14 protein-coding genes are annotated in these 17,670 nt (G+C 56.9%); 8 read left to right on the forward strand and 6 right to left on the reverse strand.

Annotated elements, in window-relative coordinates; genetic code table 11:
* Positions 1-15: 15 nt before the first annotated feature.
* Positions 16-1,200 carry a BaiN/RdsA family NAD(P)/FAD-dependent oxidoreductase gene (locus tag ACZ3HG_RS11395; protein WP_465332845.1) on the reverse strand — a complete coding sequence of 395 codons (1,185 nt, stop codon included), beginning with the start codon at positions 1,198-1,200 and terminating at the stop codon, positions 16-18.
* 241 nt (positions 1,201-1,441) lie between these two features.
* Between ACZ3HG_RS11395 and pitA the strand changes: the two genes are divergently transcribed.
* Positions 1,442-2,941 (forward strand): inorganic phosphate transporter PitA, encoded by a 1,500-nt coding sequence (gene pitA / locus ACZ3HG_RS11400; RefSeq protein ID WP_465332846.1) that lies wholly within the window; start codon positions 1,442-1,444, stop codon positions 2,939-2,941.
* Between the two features lie 104 nt (positions 2,942-3,045).
* On the opposite strand, the gene uspB is transcribed toward pitA, so the two are convergent.
* A complete protein-coding gene (uspB, locus tag ACZ3HG_RS11405; protein ID WP_062748195.1) occupies positions 3,046-3,381 on the reverse strand; it encodes a universal stress protein UspB in 336 nt (111 codons plus the stop codon).
* Positions 3,382-3,691: 310 nt separating this feature from the next.
* Between uspB and uspA the strand changes: the two genes are divergently transcribed.
* On the forward strand, positions 3,692-4,129 hold the full coding sequence (gene uspA, locus ACZ3HG_RS11410; protein ID WP_191934491.1) for a universal stress protein UspA: 438 nt from the start codon (positions 3,692-3,694) through the stop codon (positions 4,127-4,129).
* Positions 4,130-4,251: 122 nt separating this feature from the next.
* Here the strand turns inward: uspA and rsmJ are convergent, their stop codons facing one another.
* Positions 4,252-5,001, reverse strand: coding sequence for a 16S rRNA (guanine(1516)-N(2))-methyltransferase RsmJ (rsmJ, locus tag ACZ3HG_RS11415; RefSeq protein WP_465332847.1), 750 nt, complete (start codon positions 4,999-5,001; stop codon positions 4,252-4,254).
* Between the two features lie 7 nt (positions 5,002-5,008).
* Positions 5,009-7,051 carry an oligopeptidase A gene (prlC, locus tag ACZ3HG_RS11420; RefSeq protein WP_465332848.1) on the reverse strand — a complete coding sequence of 681 codons (2,043 nt, stop codon included), beginning with the start codon at positions 7,049-7,051 and terminating at the stop codon, positions 5,009-5,011.
* Positions 7,052-7,279: 228 nt separating this feature from the next.
* On the opposite strand from prlC, the gene ACZ3HG_RS11425 reads away from it, so the two are divergent.
* Positions 7,280-8,104, forward strand: a complete 825-nt coding sequence (locus tag ACZ3HG_RS11425; protein WP_191934488.1) for a CPBP family intramembrane glutamic endopeptidase — start codon at positions 7,280-7,282, stop codon at positions 8,102-8,104.
* Between the two features lie 94 nt (positions 8,105-8,198).
* Positions 8,199-9,041: a 23S rRNA (adenine(2030)-N(6))-methyltransferase RlmJ gene (locus ACZ3HG_RS11430; protein ID WP_062748183.1), complete on the forward strand. Its 843-nt coding sequence runs from the start codon at positions 8,199-8,201 to the stop codon at positions 9,039-9,041.
* A 35-nt stretch (positions 9,042-9,076) separates the two neighbouring features.
* Here the strand turns inward: ACZ3HG_RS11430 and rnz are convergent, their stop codons facing one another.
* Both rnz and rtcR read right to left on the reverse strand, forming a co-directional pair.
* Positions 9,077-9,991, reverse strand: a complete 915-nt coding sequence (gene rnz, locus ACZ3HG_RS11435; protein ID WP_465332849.1) for a ribonuclease Z — start codon at positions 9,989-9,991, stop codon at positions 9,077-9,079.
* 19 nt (positions 9,992-10,010) lie between these two features.
* Positions 10,011-11,594, reverse strand: coding sequence for an RNA repair transcriptional activator RtcR (gene rtcR / locus ACZ3HG_RS11440; protein WP_191934486.1), 1,584 nt, complete (start codon positions 11,592-11,594; stop codon positions 10,011-10,013).
* 495 nt (positions 11,595-12,089) lie between these two features.
* Here rtcR and ACZ3HG_RS11445 point away from each other — a divergent pair, with 495 nt between their 5' ends.
* The 4 genes from ACZ3HG_RS11445 (at position 12,090) to gorA (ending at position 16,778) form a co-directional block, all read left to right on the forward strand.
* Positions 12,090-13,223 (forward strand): slipin family protein, encoded by a 1,134-nt coding sequence (locus tag ACZ3HG_RS11445; RefSeq protein ID WP_465332850.1) that lies wholly within the window; start codon positions 12,090-12,092, stop codon positions 13,221-13,223.
* A 2-nt stretch (positions 13,224-13,225) separates the two neighbouring features.
* Positions 13,226-14,443, forward strand: a complete 1,218-nt coding sequence (locus ACZ3HG_RS11450; protein WP_465332851.1) for an RtcB family protein — start codon at positions 13,226-13,228, stop codon at positions 14,441-14,443.
* A 10-nt stretch (positions 14,444-14,453) separates the two neighbouring features.
* Positions 14,454-15,245, forward strand: a complete 792-nt coding sequence (locus ACZ3HG_RS11455; RefSeq protein WP_465332852.1) for a nucleotidyltransferase domain-containing protein — start codon at positions 14,454-14,456, stop codon at positions 15,243-15,245.
* A gap of 180 nt (positions 15,246-15,425) precedes the next feature.
* A complete protein-coding gene (gene gorA, locus ACZ3HG_RS11460; protein WP_191934483.1) occupies positions 15,426-16,778 on the forward strand; it encodes a glutathione-disulfide reductase in 1,353 nt (450 codons plus the stop codon).
* The last annotated feature ends 892 nt before the right edge of the window (positions 16,779-17,670 follow it).

A 17,670-nucleotide genomic window follows, 5' to 3' on the forward strand; every position in this document is an offset into this window, starting at 1 on the left:
ACAGGTTGAAAGAGGCTATAGCGCCTGCGCGCAGGCCCAGGCGGAACTCCACGCCCACTGGAAGTTATAGCCTCCCAGCCAGCCGGTCACGTCCACCACTTCACCGATAAAATAGAGGCCAGGCACGTCGCGCACCTCCATCGTTTTTGACGACAGCTGGCTGGTATCCACCCCGCCGAGCGTCACTTCCGCCGTGCGGTAACCTTCAGTACCGTTGGGCTGCACGCGCCACTGATGCAGTGCGGCGGCCAGATCGGCCTGCTGGCGGCTGTTCAGCTGCTTCAGCGTACACTCCGGCACAGTACCCAGCAGCTGCAGGCACTCGACCAGCCGTTTCGGCAGCAGCTTCGCCAGGGTATTTTTCAGGCTCTGATTCGGATGGCTTTGCCGCTCATCGTTAATCAGCGCATCAATGTCCTGGCCCGGCGACAGGTTAACCGTGACAAACTCCCCCGGCAGCCAGTAGCTGGACAGCTGCAACACCGCCGGTCCGGACAGGCCACGGTGGGTGAACAGCAGTGCCTCTTTAAACACCGTGCCATCTTCGGCGGTCAGCACCGCCGGCACCGACACGCCGGACAGCGTCTGAAGCTGTTCAAGCAGCGGTTTATGCAGGGTAAACGGCACCAGCCCCGCGCGGGTCGGGAACACCTTCAGGCCAAACTGCTCCGCTATTTTATAGCCGAACGGCGACGCCCCCAGCCCCGGCATTGACAGCCCGCCGCTGGCGATCACCAGCTTTTCTGCCTGCACGTCCGCGCCGTTCAGCTGCAGCGTATAGCCGCTGTCATCACGGCTGACGGAGAGGACCTCACTGCGCAGGCGCAGCGTCACCTTCCCGTTCTCACACTCCTTCAGCAGCAGGTCGACCACCTGCTGCGCGGAGTCGTCACAGAACAGCTGACCCAGGGTTTTTTCGTGCCAGGCAATGCCGTGACGGGTGACCAGATCGATAAAATCCCACTGGGTATAACGCGCCAGGGCCGACTTACAGAAATGCGGGTTATGTGACAGATAGGCTGCCGGTTCGGTATAGAGGTTGGTGAAGTTACAGCGGCCGCCGCCTGACATGAGAATTTTACGCCCGGCTTTTTTGCCATTATCAATCAACAGCACGCGCCGCCCTTTCTGCCCCGCCTGGGCTGCGCAAAACAGGCCAGCCGCACCCGCGCCAATTACGATAACGTCAAACTTTTCCACCACACACCCCGTGCCGACCTGCAAAAAAGCTGATTGTAGTGAGTCGGTGGCAGGGATACCAGCTTCACAGGATCATGGAGGCGAAACATTTTGTAACTTTATGATTTTTTGATACTTTCACCTCAGTCCGCCACCGTTATGACACATTAGTGTCAAAAAAAGTCTATATTTCCCTTTCCCCGGGTGCGGTTTGTCGCTGATAATGCGCCGCGTTCATGTCCTCCAAAATGGCGTAACGCTTATGCTGCATCTGTTTGCTGGTCTTGATTTACATACCGGCCTGTTCCTGGTTCTTGCTCTGCTGTTCGTTTTAATTTACGAAGCAATCAACGGCTTCCACGATACGGCCAACGCGGTAGCAACCGTGATCTATACCCGTGCAATGCGCTCGCAGTTAGCGGTTGTCATGGCCGGGGTATTCAACTTCTTTGGTGTACTCCTGGGCGGCTTAAGCGTGGCTTACGCTATCGTCCATCTGCTACCCACCGATCTGCTGTTAAATGTTGGATCGGCTCACGGGCTGGCCATGGTCTTTTCCATGCTGCTTGCCGCTATTATCTGGAATCTTGGTACCTGGTATTTCGGGTTACCGGCCTCCAGTTCGCATACCCTGATCGGTGCCATTATCGGTATTGGCCTCACCAACGCGTTGCTGACCGGCACCTCGGTGGTGGATGCGCTGAACATTCCTAAAATGATTGGCATCTTTATGTCGTTGATTATTTCACCGATTGTTGGCCTGGTGGTCGCCGGTGGCCTGGTATTTATTCTGCGTCGTTACTGGAGCGGCAGTAAAAAACGCCAGCGTATCCATATGACGCCGGCCGAACGTGAAAAGATCGATGGCAAGAAAAAGCCCCCGTTCTGGACGCGGACCGCGCTGATTGTCTCGGCGATTGGCGTCAGCTATTCGCACGGGGCCAACGACGGTCAGAAAGGCATTGGCCTGATCATGCTGGTCCTGATCGGCGTGGCACCGGCAGGCTTTGTGGTCAATATGAACTCCAGCGGTTATGACATCACTCGCACCCGCGATGCCGTCAACCATCTGGAACAGTATTACCAGCAGCATGCCAGTTCACTGACGCATATCATCCAGATGTCACCGCCTGCGCTACCAACGCCGGAAGAGGTGCCTTCAGGGCCGCATGAGTTCCACTGTGATGCGGCACGCGCCCTGCCTGCTATCCACCGGGCGCAGGGGCTGCTGAATAACCTCAGCAGCTACGACGCGCTTAACGTGGAGCAGCGCAGCCAGCTGCGCCGTCTGCTGATGTGTATTTCTGATACCGCAGAAAAAGCAGCCAAGCTGCCGGAGACCAAGTCTGACGACAAACGTTTCCTCAGCAAGCTGAAAGGCGATCTGTTGAATACCATCGAGTATGCTCCAGTATGGATCATTCTGGCCGTGGCATTAGCGCTGTCGCTGGGAACGATGATTGGCTGGCGTCGTGTTGCCACCACCATCGGTGAGAAAATCGGTAAAAAAGGCATGACCTATGCGCAGGGCATGTCGGCACAGATGACAGCAGCGGTGTCGATTGGCGTGGCGAGTTATACCGGTATGCCGGTTTCAACCACTCATGTCCTGTCGTCTTCCGTTGCCGGTACGATGCTGGTTGACGGCGGTGGCGTTCAGGGTCGCACCATTAAGAACATCCTGCTGGCGTGGGTATTTACTCTGCCGGTGTCGATTGTGCTTTCCGGTGTGCTGTACTGGCTGGCGCTGAAGCTGATTTAACTATCCGCTGAGGTCGACCGGTCTTCGCAATCGACCTGAAGGGCGGCGCAAAAAAGCCGTTCTGCACCGATGTAGAGGGTGACCCTTTTTGGGGTCGCCCTTTTTTAATGCCAGATAGCCAGCCCAATCAGGCTGATAAACACCAGTCCGCACAGGGCACTGGTGAGGACAAACTGCCCACGAAGCCGCTGACAGCGGCGAATAAACTCATCATCATGATGGTCGAGATAGCGCTGATACCAGATGTAGCCAATCAGCCTGACCTGCTTACTCGGCTGTCCGTGAGACGTAAAAAACCCGCCGCCATCCACATACTGATAGAGCAACGGATCGCAGCCCCGCAGTACCACCAACAGCGCCCGCAGCGATGAAAAATAGCGCGCCATATTCACCACACAAACGACACAAAGAGCCCAGAAAAGCGCAATGGTGCTGATCATGATCCCCTCCCGGACTTTCATCAGGAAATGCGATACGCGGCAAAACCGGGTATATTCCCGATGGTTCGCCAGCCTTTATTTATTGAGATGATTTCTGCAAGCAGGACGGCAAAACAAGGGACGTTTGCTACCGTCTTTTATCAGTGTAGGAGATATGCTTCATTTTTTTCCAGCGATGTTTGCGGCTTAAGGGATCCAGGGTGCAAAATTCATGTTGATCGCCCTCGCAAACGCCATCCCGTGGCACAACACCTGGAAACAATTTTCGCTATACTCAGTCTTAACACTTACGTGAAAAGGAGTTTTCAAAATGTCTTATAAACACATCCTGATTGCCGTCGATCTGTCGCCGGAAAGTAAGCTACTGGTCGACAAGGCCGTATCCATGGCGCGCCCTTATGACGCGAAGGTCTCGCTGATCCACGTCGATGTGAACTATTCAGATCTCTACACCGGTCTGATTGACGTTAACCTCGGTGATATGCAGAAACGCATTTCTGAAGAGACCCATACCGCCCTGACGGACCTGTCCAACAGCGCTGGGTATCCGATTGCAGAAACCTTAAGCGGCAGCGGCGATCTCGGCCAGGTGCTGGTCGATGCCATTAAACAGTATCAGGTGGATCTGGTGGTGTGCGGCCACCATCAGGACTTCTGGAGCAAGCTGATGTCTTCCGCGCGCCAGCTGATCAACACCGTTCATATCGATATGCTGATCGTACCGCTGCGCGATGACGAAGACGATTAAGGATCCACTGGCTGGCGGCAAAAAGGTCTGCCATCAGATGGGTTCGGAATGACTGGCTGACCCGAAAAGAAGGTCAGCCACGACGGGGTATTCGTAACGACGTGCTGGCCGGGAACGACTCCTCAGGCCAGCGGCGCATAAATATCAAAACGGTGGCTCTTGGTGGTCACGGCATTCGGCGTCGCGATGTCGGCTAACGGGGGCGCATAATCAGGGCGCTTCACCACCACCCTTTTCTTCGCCAGCTGCCGCGCAGGCAGCAGCAGTCCGTCGGCATCAATATCCGGCCCGACCAGCGACTGAAAGACCCGCATCTCTTTCTTCACCAGCGCACTTTTCTGCTTATGCGGGTACATCGGGTCGAGGTAGACCACATCCGGCGGCGGGCTGATATCGGTCAGCGCATTCAGACTGGAGGCATGCAGCAGCGTCAGGCGTTCGCGCAGCCAGGGACCAATCTCCGGATCGGCATAGCCGCGACGTAATCCGTCGTCGAGCAGCGCCGCCACCACCGGATTTCGCTCCAGCATACGTACCCGGCAGCCAATGGATGCCAGGACAAACGCATCGCGCCCCAGCCCCGCCGTGGCGTCCACCACGTCTGGCAGATAGCCGCTTTTGACGCCAGCAGCCTTCGCCACCGCTTCGCCACGACCGCCACCAAACTTTCTGCGGTGCAGCATCGCTCCGGAGACAAAATCCACATAGATGCCGCCGAGCTTTGGCTCATCACGCTTGCGCAGTTCCAAGTGTTCCGGGGTCAGCACCAGCGCCATCAGCGCGTTGTCATCCTGCACCAGTTGCCAGCGGCCCGCCAGTATAGATAAGGCGCCGTCTCCGGCGCCCGTTTCATCTAACAAACAGATGTTCACTGAGAGCTTAACCCTTAATGCCGTAGTGTTTCAGCATCGCGTCCAGCTGTGGCTCACGGCCCCGGAAGCGTTTAAACAGTTCCATGGGCTCTTCGGACCCACCGCGCGTCAGGATATTGTCGAGGAACGACTGCCCGGTTTCACGGTTGAAGATCCCCTCCTGCTCAAAGCGGGAATAGGCATCCGCCGCCAGCACATCAGCCCACAGATAGCTGTAATATCCCGCCGCGTAACCGCCGGCAAAGATGTGGCTGAAGGCATGCGGGAAACGGCCCCAAGACGGCCCCGGCACCACGGCAACCTGATCTTTGATCTCCTTCAGTATCTCCAGGATACGCGCGCCTTTCGCCGGGTCATATTCGGCGTGCAGGCGGAAGTCAAACAGGCCGAACTCCAGCTGACGCAGGATAAACAGTGCCGCCTGGTAGTTCTTCGCTGCCAGCATTTTATCCAGCAGATCTTTTGGCAGCGGCTCACCGGTCTCATAGTGGCCAGAGATAAACGCCAGGGCTTCCGGCTCCCAGCACCAGTTTTCCATAAACTGGCTTGGCAGTTCGACAGCATCCCACGGTACCCCGCTGATACCCGATACGCCCGGCGTTTCAATCCGGGTCAGCATGTGGTGCAGACCGTGACCAAACTCGTGGAACAGGGTAGTGACTTCGTTGTGGGTAAACAGCGCTGGCTTGCCGCTGACCGGACGGTTGAAGTTACAGGTCAGGTAGGCGACCGGCTTCTGCAGGGTGCCGTCGGCGCGGCGCATCTGGCCCACGCAGTCATCCATCCATGCCCCGCCGCGCTTGTTATCACGCGCGTACAGATCAAGATAGAAGCTGCCGCGCAGCTCGCCGCTGTCGTCGAACAGGTCAAAGAAGCGCACGTCAGGGTGGTAAACATCCACGTCGTGACGTTCGCTGGCCGTAATGCCATAGATGCGTTTTACGACTTCAAACAGGCCGTCCAGCGCACGCTGGGCCGGGAAGTAAGGGCGCAGCTGTTCGTCGCTGATGGTATAGAGATGCTGTTTCTGCTTTTCACCGTAATAGGTCATATCCCACGGCTGCAGGTCATCCACGCCGAAGGTTTTCTGAGCAAAGGCGCGCAGCTGGGCCACTTCCTGCTCGGCCTGCGGGCGGGCACGTCTGGCAAGGTCGGTCAGGAAGTCCGTGACCTGGGTCGGGTTCTCCGCCATTTTGGTGGCCAGCGATTTCTCCGCGTAAGAGTTAAAGCCCAGCAGCTGTGCCAGCTCGTGGCGCAGCGCCAGTTCTTCTGCCATCACCTCGCTGTTATCCCACTGCCCGGCGTTCGGGCCCTGATCGGAGGCGCGGGTAGAGTAAGCACGGTAAAGCTCTTCGCGCAGGGCCTGATTGTCGCAGTACATCATCACCGGCAGATAGCTTGGAATATCCAGCGTCAGCAGCCAGCCTTCCTGCTCCCGGGCTTCGGCCTGGGCTTTGGCGGCAGCCAGTGCGCTCTCCGGCATTCCGGACAGCTCGCTTTCATCAGTAACCAGTTTGCTCCAGCCCATCGTGGCATCGAGCACGTTGTTGCTGTAGGTCGACCCCAGCTCTGACAGGCGGGCGGAAATTTCGCCATAGCGCTGCTGCTTCTCTTTCGACAGGCCAATCCCGGACAACTCAAAATCGCGCAGCGCGTTATCGACCGCTTTTTTCTGTGCGAGATCCAGGCCAGCAAAGTGTTCACCCTCTTTCAGGTTGCGATAGGCCTGATAAAGCCCCTCGTGCTGTCCCACCCAGGTGCTGTATTCGGACAGCAGCGGCAGCGTCTGCTCGTAGGCCTGACGCAGCTCCGGGCTGTTTTTCACCGCATTCAGATGGCTGACCGGTGAAAACAGGCGGCTTAAACGGTCATCCACTTCCGCCAGCGGCTGTACCAGGTTATCCCAGCGGTACGGCGCCCCCTGTGCGACCGCCTTTTCAACCGCCGCGCGGCAGTCCGCCAGCGCCTGAGTCACGGCCGGAACCACATGTTCAGGATGAATGGCGGAGAAAGGGGGAAGCGTGAAATCGGAGAGTAACGGATTGGTCATAGCGCAGTCCTTTAATCGTTGGTATGGGGCGCACAGATGCGCGCAATCTTTTTAAGATGGGGTTTAGTGGCGTGAAAATCAATGGGCCTGCGCCCGGGCGGGGGCATTCCCGGCGTGCGAAGCCCGATTTTCACCGCACTTTACGCATTGCCACACCAGGGTGCGCGTTGCATACTCCTTTCCGCTTAAATACATCGTATTACTCCGTTACAAACAGGGAGTTTTTTTATGTGGTATACGCTGGCGGCCTCGTTGCTGTTTCTACCTTTTTACCTTCGCAGTTCGCTTATCCTGCTCGCTATTGCACTCGGGCTGGCGGTCTTTGACCAGACGCTGCTCCCGCCAGGGATAGTGGCGCTGGCGATTATCGGCACGGTCGCCCTCTACTGCGGTAATCAGAAGCAACCCAATGCCTTCTCCCTGCCCGGTGAAATCGTGCTGGTAGTCAGCGCGATCGCCCTGATGCTGCATACCATCCCGGGCTTTAATAATCTGATTATTGTTTCCGGCGAACGTGTCGGGCCACAGAGCGCGCCTTTTACTTTTTATTACAACATCGACAAGGCGCTGATCCCATTCCTGTTACTGGCCTGCCTGCCCACCCTGCTGAAGCGCCCGGCAAAGCCCCCGGCTAACGCGCTCTGGTGGCTGGTGCTGGTGATGTCACTTCCGCTGCTGTTGCTACTGGCCACGCTGGCCGGAGGGCTGAGAGTAGAACCCCACCTGCCGGACTGGCTGGGTGCCTTTATGCTGGCCAATCTGTTCTTTGTCAGCCTGGCGGAAGAGGCACTGTTTCGCGGCTATATCCAGCAGCGTCTGAGCCAGTTACTGGGGGATAAACGGGCGCTGTTCATTGCCGCCCTGCTGTTTGGCTTTGCCCATTTTTCCGGCGGCCTGCTGCTGGTGCTGTTTGCCACGCTCGCCGGGCTGATTTACGGGCTGGCCTGGCTGTGGAGCGGCCGGCTCTGGGTCTCTACGCTAGTGCATTTTGCCTTTAATATGCTGCACCTGCTGTTCTTTACTTACCCGATGTGGCAGCGAATCCCGACCTGAACGCGCTTTTTTAAGCCGTTTTCGCTATAATACCCCCAACCTGTGCCGCCCGACGGCGGCACGCTCGCTTTTACCATCCGGATTATCCCAATACATGCTCAGTTATCGCCACAGCTTCCATGCCGGCAACCATGCCGACGTTCTCAAACATACCGTGCAGAGCCTGATTATCAGCGCGTTAAATGAGAAGGAAAAACCCTACCTCTACCTTGATACCCATGCGGGCGCCGGGCGTTACCTGTTAAGCGGTGAACATGCGGAGCGCACCGGAGAGTACCTGGAAGGCATTGCGCGTATCTGGCAGCAGGATGATTTACCGGAAGAGCTGGCCCCGTATATCAGCGTAGTGAAGAACTACAACCCCGGCGGCAAACTGCGTTACTATCCGGGTTCGCCGCTGATTGCCCGCCACCTGCTGCGCGAGTATGACCAGCTTCAGCTGACCGAACTGCACTCCAGCGACTTCCCGATGCTGCGCAGCGAGTTTCAGAAAGACGACCGCGCACGCCTGGCCCGTGCCGACGGCTATCAGCAGCTCAAGTCCAAACTGCCGCCGCTGTCACGCCGGGGTCTGATCCTGATCGACCCGCCGTACGAGATGAAAAGTGATTATCAGGCCGTGGTGCAGGGTATTCAGGAAGGGTATAAACGCTTTGGTACCGGCGTGTTTGCGCTGTGGTATCCGGTGGTGCTGCGTCAGCAGATCAAGCGCATGTTCAACGAACTGCAGGCCACCGGCATCCGCCGTATCCTGCAGATTGAGCTGGGCGTGCGCCCGGACAGCGACCGCTTTGGTATGACCGCCTCGGGGATGATTGTGATTAACCCGCCGTGGAAGCTGGAGCAGCAGATGAAAAACGTGCTGCCGTGGCTGGAGAAAGTGCTGGTGCCGTCCGGTACCGGTTACTCTAAAGTCAGCTGGATTGTGCCGGAATAATCCCCGGCAGGGGCGGCCGCGTAAACGGCCCCCCGCTACAGCGTAAAGATCGCAAAATCGTGCGCCATTTCGGTGTGCGGAAACACCGCCCGACACTCCTCCAGCAGTCGTTCACAGTCAGCCCGCAGATAACGCGTACTGAGGTGCGTCACGATCAGACGTTTTGCTCCGCTTTCCAGCGCCACCCTGGCCGCCTGAGCGGTAGTGGAATGCCCGCGGCTGTTGGCTTTCTCTTCCATCGCTACTTCCAGCGTCGCCTCATGCACCATCAGATCCACCCCCGCCGCCAGCTCGTTCGCCGCCGCCGTCGGGGCGGTGTCGCCAAAAATCGCCAGGCTGCGGCCTTTGATTTTCTCTCCGACATAATCCCAGCCGTTAATTGTCCTGCCATCGGGCAGCGTTACGCTGCGCCCGTGCTTCAGGTCGTAAAACCAGGGCCCGGCAGGCACCCCGTCGGCAGCCAGCTTCGCCGCATCCAGCGCGCCAGGTTTATCATGTTCATCAATGCGATAGCCATAACACTCCACCGGATGCGTCATCGGCCAGGCCGTCACGCGGAAGTGCTCATCGCAGCACACCTCACCGGCCCGGACTTCCACAATCTCCAGCGGAAAGGTCAGCCACGAGCCACTCAGCGCGATCGCCGTCTCCACGAAGGTTTTCAGCCCGACCGGGCCGTAAATCGTCATGGCATCAGTCGCGCCGTTCATTGACCGGCTGGTGAGCAGCCCCGGCAGGCCAAAAATATGATCGCCGTGCAGGTGAGTAATAAAGATCTTCTCGATCTTACCCGGCTTGATCGGGGTGCGCAGGATCTGATGCTGCGTCGCCTCCCCGCAGTCAAAGAGCCAGGTCGCGTTGCGCACGCCCTGCAGATCCAGCGCGATGCTGGTGACGTTACGCTCGCGGCCGGGGGTGCCGGCCCCGGTGCCTAAAAACTGCAGTTGCATAATCCACTGACTCCTTCCGTTATTGTCCGGGTGCTCCACCCGACTTGATGCTGTCCCAGTCTAACGCAAAACGCGCCAGATATTTACGCAGCCGATCGGCATCGTTGGGCTGTTTCTTCTGCTGGCGCGATACGGCAAACAGCGTGCGTCCGGCCTCCGACAGCGAAGAGGACCCACGGCACACTCTCAGCACCGTCTCCAGCTGGCTGTGGTCAAACAGATCCAGCGCGTCCGGCAATGCCAGTGCGGGTTCCCCCTGCCAGCTTGCGCGCAGGCGCGCAATCTCTTCTTCCACCTGAGCCAGTTCAATGCGGCCGTTATCAGCGAGGGTCGCCATTCGGGTGACCGACGCGCTCAGCTCACGGAAATTACCGCGCCACAGGGCAGCCGGTGCGCAGGCAAACTGCAGATAGCGCTGACGCGCCTGCGGCTCAAAACGCACCTGCGACTGCGCATCACTGGCAAAACGCAGCAGTTCGAAGTCCAGATTCGGTTCAATATCTTCGCGCCGCGCTGCCAGCCCCGGCAGGGTAAAGCTCCACATATTGATGCGCGCATACAGATCCTCACGAAAGCGTCCTTCAGCCACCCACTGGCGCATATCGCGATGGGTGCCGGCGATGAGCTGGAAATCGCTGCTCACCTCTTTATCTGCGCCGAAAGGCAGAAAGCGCTTTTCCTCAATCGCTTTCAGCAGCATGGCCTGCTCATCCAGCCCCAGCTCGGCGATCTCATCAAGGAATAACATGCCGCCGTCCGCTTCCCGCAGCAGGCCGTTACGCGGCTGCAACGCGCCGGTGAACGCCCCTTTAACATGACCAAACAGCGTAGACATGGCGTTATCCCCGCGCAGCGTGGCGCAGTTGACCGCGACCAGCCTGCCGCTGACCCGGTGACGCGACTGGCGCAGCTGGTAGATGCGTTCCGCCAGAAAGGATTTTCCTGCTCCTGTCGGGCCGGTCAACAGCAGCGGCGCATCGGACCGCAGCGCCACCCGCTCAATCTGATCGATAAGCTGATTAAACGTCGCATTACGCGTGGAAATGCCCCCCTTCAGCAGTGAGACCGACTCCTGACGTTCGCGCATAAAGCGGCTGGTCAGTGTGGCATAACGGCTGAGATCGAGATCAATCAGGGTATATACCCCTTCCGTTCTGGCACTCTCCTGGTCCCGCGGGGCGGGTGCCGTTTGCAGCAGCCCGGCGGGCAGGTAGCGCGCCTCGGTCAGCAGGAACCAGCAGATCTGCACTACGTGGGTACCGGTGGTGATATGCACCAGATACTCTTCATTCTCTGTATCAAAGGGATAGTGGCGGGCAAAATCGAGCAGGACGGTATACACCTCCTCAAAATCCCACGGATCATTCAGCGTAATTGGATTCAGCCTCACTTCGGTATCCGGCGAGACCAGCACCACATCTTCCGACATTTGCTGTGCCATTGTCTGGCGGTCAGGCTGATGCAGCAGTTCCAGGCGGTCCACGGGCAAGTCAGGCTGCATACACAGCCCCAGCGTAGGCCGCCATTTATTCCAGCGGTTCTCCCGTTTACCACGTTTATCCAGGGTGGTCCCCAGCATACCTATCACCACTCTGCGCTTCATGCCTTATCCTTTCATCGCAATATTTATCCCACAGGATAAATTCACCCTTTCATGCGCAGCAACACCTTTCTGTTGCCATAAAATAAAAATGTTAATTATCAGTAAATTAAAAATAATTTCAGCATTTTTTCTTTTCTGGCACGCTTCTGGCAATAGTTATCCCGTCGACAGGCTGAATGATGCCCGGGTTATGAACCCAGCCGGCGCACCGGGAACGGATGACCGTTTTCCCGCAGGCGTTCCGTCAGCACGAAGACATTTTGCGAAGGCACAGGGCCAGAACGGGTTCGACTCCCGGTTTCGCACCTCTCTCCAAAGAGCCTGATAGCAGTACCCCGGCTGTGCAGTCAGCAGCCCACCCGGAGCACCGGCTGATGCGTCGGGTCTGGGGCATCATCGTCGCGCCGCCGCTGTACCGGGTGCCGCTCCGGTGCTCCCCCAGGCTTCACGCTGACGCCCGTGCTCCGTGGTGCACCCTAAATGAAGGAGAAAAAGATGTTCAGACATATCACCATACGGAAAGGTCAAATCGCGTTGCTGTCAAAGAACGACGAATACCAACAGATTCTGCCGGCCGGGGAGCACCGACTCCGCGACTGGCGACGCCAGCTCAAGGTCGCGACCTTTGAGCTTCATCAGCCGCTGGACAGCATGCTGGCCGACTACCTGCAGCAGTATCACCCCGAGTGGGTGAGCGCGTTCTGCCAGACGGTCGCCGTGCCAGAAACTCACGTCGGGCTGCACTATAAAAACGATCAACTGGTGGAGATCCTGCCGCCGGGTACGCGCCGCCTGTGGTGGCTGAACGGCAGCCCGCAGCGTATCGATTTGCTGTCGACCGATACGGTAGAAATTCCGTCGTCCCTCGTCGCCAGCCTGATGCAGCCCCAGCTCCGTCAGCACGTGGTCACCGGCAATGCCGGCGTCCTGCTGGTGCAGGTACCGGCCTGGCATGTGGGTATCCTGAAGGTCGACGGTATGCCGCAGGCACTGCTGCCGCCCGGGGCCAGCGGCTACTGGCGCTTTAACCATCAGGTCGACGTGGAGGTGGTGGATACCCGCGTACAGGCGCTGGAAGTCAGCGGCCAGGAGATCCTGACGCGTGATAAAGTCAGCCTGCGCATCAACCTGGCGGCTAACTGGCGGTACAGCGATGTGATGAGCGCGTATGCGCAGCTGACCAAACCGCTGGAATACCTCTACCGTGAGCTGCAGTTTGCGCTGCGTGAGGCCGTGGGCACGCGCAGCCTGGATGAACTGCTGGAAAACAAGCAGGCGATTGATGAGCTGGTGAGCACGCAGATCCGGCAGAATGTCGCGGCGTACGGCATGGAAGTGGCCTCCCTCGGGGTGAAAGACATCATCCTGCCGGGTGAGATGAAGACCATTCTTACCCGCCTGGTGGAGGCGGAAAAGTCCGCCCAGGCTAACGTGATCCGCCGGCGTGAAGAGACCGCCGCCACCCGATCGCTGCTGAACACGGCCAAAGTGATGGAAAACAACCCGGTCGCACTGCGCCTGAAAGAGCTGGAAACCCTGGAAAGGGTGGCAGAACGCATTGATAAGATTTCCGTTTTCGGCGGCCTGGATCAGGTGCTGAACGGACTGGTACAGATAAAAGGACAGTGACTATGAGCATGCAACAGCTGACCGCGCCAGGCGCGGCCGTCATAAAAATGTGGACCGAAGGCGTGCCGGTGGACGTGAAAGCCCAGCAGCAGCTGCTGAATACGGCACGGATGCCGTTTATCTATAAACATCTGGCGGTGATGCCGGACGTACACGTTGGCAAAGGTTCGACCATCGGCAGCGTGATCCCGACGAAAGGGGCGATTATCCCGGCGGCGGTGGGGGTGGATATTGGCTGCGGCATGATCGCGGTGCGCACCTCGCTGCTGGCCAGCGATCTGCCGGATAACCTGCTGGGTATCCGCACGGCGATTGAACGCGCGGTGCCACACGGTCGCAGTACGGGCCGCGCCCGTCACGATCGGGGGGCGTGGCAGTCGCCGCCGCAGACGGTAGACAGCCACTGGCAGGTGCTGGCTGCGGGGTTTAAACGGATCACCGACAAATACCCGGCGCTGCTGAAAACCAACCACTATCACCACCTCGGCACGCTGGGCACCGGTAACCACTTTATTGAGCTGTGTCTGGATGAAGCCCAGCGGGTGTGGGTGATGCTGCACAGTGGTTCTCGTGGGGTCGGCAATGCCATCGGCAACCTGTTTATTACCCTTGCCCGTGAGGACATGCGCCAGCACATCGCCAATCTGCCGGATCGCGATCTGGCCTATTTCAGCGAAGGCAGCCAGCACTTTGCCGACTACCTGGAGGCGGTGGAATGGGCGCAGGAATTTGCCCGACATAACCGCCAGGTGATGATGCAACAGACGCTGACGGCACTGGCTCAGGTCCTGCCGAAGGCGTTTATCGCTGAAGAGCAGGCGGTTAACTGCCACCACAACTATGTGCAGCGCGAACAGCACTTTGGTGAAGAGGTGCTGATCACCCGCAAAGGCGCGGTGTCGGCACGGAAAGGCGAAATGGGGATTATTCCCGGCTCAATGGGTGCCAAAAGCTTTATCGTGCGCGGGCTGGGCAATGAAGAGAGTTTCTGTTCGTGCAGCCACGGAGCCGGGCGGGTGATGAGCCGCACCGAAGCCAAAAACCGCTTCACGGTCGCCGACCAGCAGCGCGCCACGGCACACGTTGAGTGCCGTAAAGACAGCAACGTCATCGATGAAATCCCGATGGCCTATAAAGATATTGATGCGGTGATGGCTGCCCAGGCGTCACTGGTGGAAATAGTGCATACGCTGCGTCAGGTGGTGTGTGTGAAAGGATAAGGAACAGGAAATGAGAACGGAAGAAGCCGTCAGCCCGGCGATGCGGGAACGGGTACTGGCAGCGTTAGAGGAGATTGAAGCCCGCCACAATGTGCGCGTGCTGTATGCCTGCGAATCCGGCAGCCGGGGCTGGGGATTTGCCTCCCCCGACAGTGACTACGATGTGCGCTTTATCTATGTGCATCAACCCGAATGGTATCTGCGCGTCGAGCCACCGCGCGATGTGATCGAACTGCCGATCGACACTGAGCTGGACGTCTGCGGCTGGGAGCTGCGTAAAACGCTGGGGCTGCTGAAAGCGGCCAACCCGACGCTGATGGAGTGGCTGGATTCGCCGCTGGTCTACCGCCAGCATCCGGATACGGTGCAGGCATTACGCAGTCTGGTGCCGGACTTCTTCAGCGATCTGCGGGCCCGCTATCACTACCTGTCGATGGCGAAGAAGAACTTTCGCGGTTATTTGCAGGGCGAACAGGTACGGCTGAAAAAGTATTTCTACGTGCTGCGTCCGCTGCTGGCAGTACTGTGGATTGAAGCCGGGAGAGGCGCTCCGCCGATGCGTTTTGATCGGCTGATGGCAGAAACAGTCAGTGACCCGCTGCTGCGAGCGGAGATTGACGCTCTGCTGGTGAGTAAGCGCCAGGCGGGCGAAGCGGAGATCGGCCCGCGCCGCGAGCGCATCCATGCTTTTATTGAATATCAGCTGGCCCGGCAGGATCGGCCGCCGCTGGAGGACGCGTCGCGTCGCGATGCCTGCGCCCTGAACCGCCTGCTAATGCAGTCGGTGCTGACCCCGGCGTAAAAACAGGCACAGCGTTCACTCTGTGCCTCCCCCTATCACAATCATAGACGCAACCTTTGCGGCTTTTCCCCTTGTGGCGTTACACTCTACGCCAGCTGATTTAACTCAATCAGGGTCTGTCCAGACCGGCGTCATCGTTGCAGCCAGTTTGGACAGGCTCTCACTTAAACGGAAGACTCCATGACCAGACATTATGACTACCTTGCTATCGGCGGCGGCAGCGGCGGAATCGCCTCCATTAACCGTGCAGCCATGCACGGACAGAAATGTGCGCTGATCGAAGCGAAAGAACTGGGCGGCACCTGCGTTAACGTTGGTTGCGTGCCGAAGAAAGTGATGTGGCATGCGGCCCAGATTGCTGAAGCGATCCATAACTACGGCCCGGATTACGGCTTCGATACCACCGTTAACCAGTTCAACTGGGACGTTCTGCTGAAAAACCGCAGCGCCTACATTGACCGTATCCACACCTCGTACGATAACGTCCTGGGTAAAAATAACGTCGATGTCATCAAAGGCTATGCCCGTTTTGTCGACGCGCACACCGTTGAAGTCAACGGCGAGAAAATTACCGCCGACCATATTCTGATTGCCACCGGCGGTCGCCCAACCCAGCCGACCATTCCGGGTGCGGAGCATGGCATCAACTCCGATGGCTTCTTTGAACTGCAGGCCCTGCCAAAACGTACGGCGGTCGTCGGTGCCGGTTATATTGCCGTGGAGATTGCCGGCGTACTGAATGCGCTGGGTTCTGAAACCCACCTTTACGTGCGTAAACATGCCCCGCTGCGCAGCTTCGATCCGCTGATCGTCGACACGCTGGTGGAAGTAATGAACACCGAAGGCCCGACGCTGCACACCGAATCGATCCCAAAAGCGGTAGTGAAAAATGCCGATGGCAGTCTGACCTTACAGCTGGAAAACGGCAAAGAGCAGACGGTAGACTGCCTGGTATGGGCGATTGGCCGTGAGCCGATGACCGACAACCTGAACCTGGACGTGACCGGCGTTAAACTGAATGAAAAGGGCTACATCAGCGTCGATAAATACCAGAACACCAGCGTTAAAGGTATTTACGCCGTCGGTGATAACACCGGTGCCGTTGAGCTGACCCCGGTGGCTGTCGCCGCAGGCCGTCGCCTGTCCGAGCGCCTGTTTAACAACAAGCCGGACGAGCATCTGGATTACAGCAACGTCCCCACCGTGGTCTTCAGCCATCCGCCGATCGGTACGGTAGGTCTGAGCGAGCCGGAAGCGCGTGAGAAGTTTGGTGATGACCAGGTGAAAGTCTACAAATCGTCATTCACCGCCATGTACACCGCCGTCACACAGCATCGCCAGCCGTGCCGCATGAAGCTGGTGTGCGTGGGTGCCGATGAGAAAATCGTCGGGATCCATGGTATCGGCTACGGCATGGACGAGATGCTGCAGGGCTTTGCCGTGGCACTGAAAATGGGCGCGACCAAGAAAGACTTCGACAACACCGTGGCGATTCACCCGACCGGTTCGGAAGAATTTGTCACCATGCGTTAATAAACGCTGGCAGAGAACGTTAGCCCGCACCACGATAAAAGAGCCCCTTCCAGGCCGGATAGCAAACTATCCGGCCTTTTTTCGTTCATTCATCAGACAGTATAAAAAATGGAAGATAACAAAAAACTATCAATTAATAACAAAAGTCTAGTTTTAGATTGTTTTTTTCTGTTTAACGAAGCAATGAACGCCCCCGAAGAATATTCATTAAAAGACTTTTTATCATGCACAGAAGCAAATCAATTTTAGTCATGATGAAATAGACAGGCGAGTGTAACGGAATTAGAGCACGTCTTTCACTGAGTGAGCCAGCAGTAGCAAGAAAAATTGGCTGAGGTTAAGTAAGCGCAGGCAAAATTCACAATAATTCATGCAATCTTTTCCTCGCATCCCTTAAGCACATCTAAGTTATTGTTTTTAATTAATTTTAATTTATTGACGTAATTAATAAGTTGTTATTATTTATCAATTAAGGAAAATTGATTTTTTTTAGAGCGCTGTTATGACTATTCTTCCCTCACTGAATTAAAGCGTCAGGGGGGACCAGCACGTTTAAAAAAAAGCATCAAAAACCACATTATATAGAAATAAAAATTATTAGTGTTTTATACTGATCTTTTTGCTACGGAAACAGCAAAAAAAGATAAAAGGAGAAGGCGGAATGAAAAGGATTTTGATAATCACCGAGTACTTTTACACTTATATTTATCTTAGACATGTTTTAGATAAGCACTTACCCGATTATAAGCTAAAAAAAATCAATGTCGCAACAAGCATAAAAATCACTGAACATACCGTAGTAATAACCATTAATATCAATGCGTTAATTCTGGGATTTTTGATTCTAAATAGCCATGCCAACATACCGGTATCCAACATAATTATTATTGGC

This window comes from Erwinia sp. PME.40.26/001 (genome assembly GCF_055556675.1).

What these genes read in the sequence shown, in the direction of transcription:
- ACZ3HG_RS11455 (WP_465332852.1), top strand. Translation starts at nt 14,454, where the DNA reads ATGAGAACGGAAGAAGCCGTCAGCCCGGCGATGCGGGAACGGGTACTG.
- uspA (WP_191934491.1), top strand. Translation starts at nt 3,692, where the DNA reads ATGTCTTATAAACACATCCTGATTGCCGTCGATCTGTCGCCGGAAAGT.
- ACZ3HG_RS11430 (WP_062748183.1), top strand. Translation starts at nt 8,199, where the DNA reads ATGCTCAGTTATCGCCACAGCTTCCATGCCGGCAACCATGCCGACGTT.
- ACZ3HG_RS11445 (WP_465332850.1), top strand. Translation starts at nt 12,090, where the DNA reads ATGTTCAGACATATCACCATACGGAAAGGTCAAATCGCGTTGCTGTCA.
- ACZ3HG_RS11450 (WP_465332851.1), top strand. Translation starts at nt 13,226, where the DNA reads ATGAGCATGCAACAGCTGACCGCGCCAGGCGCGGCCGTCATAAAAATG.
- pitA (WP_465332846.1), top strand. Translation starts at nt 1,442, where the DNA reads ATGCTGCATCTGTTTGCTGGTCTTGATTTACATACCGGCCTGTTCCTG.
- ACZ3HG_RS11425 (WP_191934488.1), top strand. Translation starts at nt 7,280, where the DNA reads ATGTGGTATACGCTGGCGGCCTCGTTGCTGTTTCTACCTTTTTACCTT.
- gorA (WP_191934483.1), top strand. Translation starts at nt 15,426, where the DNA reads ATGACCAGACATTATGACTACCTTGCTATCGGCGGCGGCAGCGGCGGA.
- rnz (WP_465332849.1), bottom strand. Translation starts at nt 9,991, where the DNA reads ATGCAACTGCAGTTTTTAGGCACCGGGGCCGGCACCCCCGGCCGCGAG.
- prlC (WP_465332848.1), bottom strand. Translation starts at nt 7,051, where the DNA reads ATGACCAATCCGTTACTCTCCGATTTCACGCTTCCCCCTTTCTCCGCC.
- uspB (WP_062748195.1), bottom strand. Translation starts at nt 3,381, where the DNA reads ATGATCAGCACCATTGCGCTTTTCTGGGCTCTTTGTGTCGTTTGTGTG.
- rtcR (WP_191934486.1), bottom strand. Translation starts at nt 11,594, where the DNA reads ATGAAGCGCAGAGTGGTGATAGGTATGCTGGGGACCACCCTGGATAAA.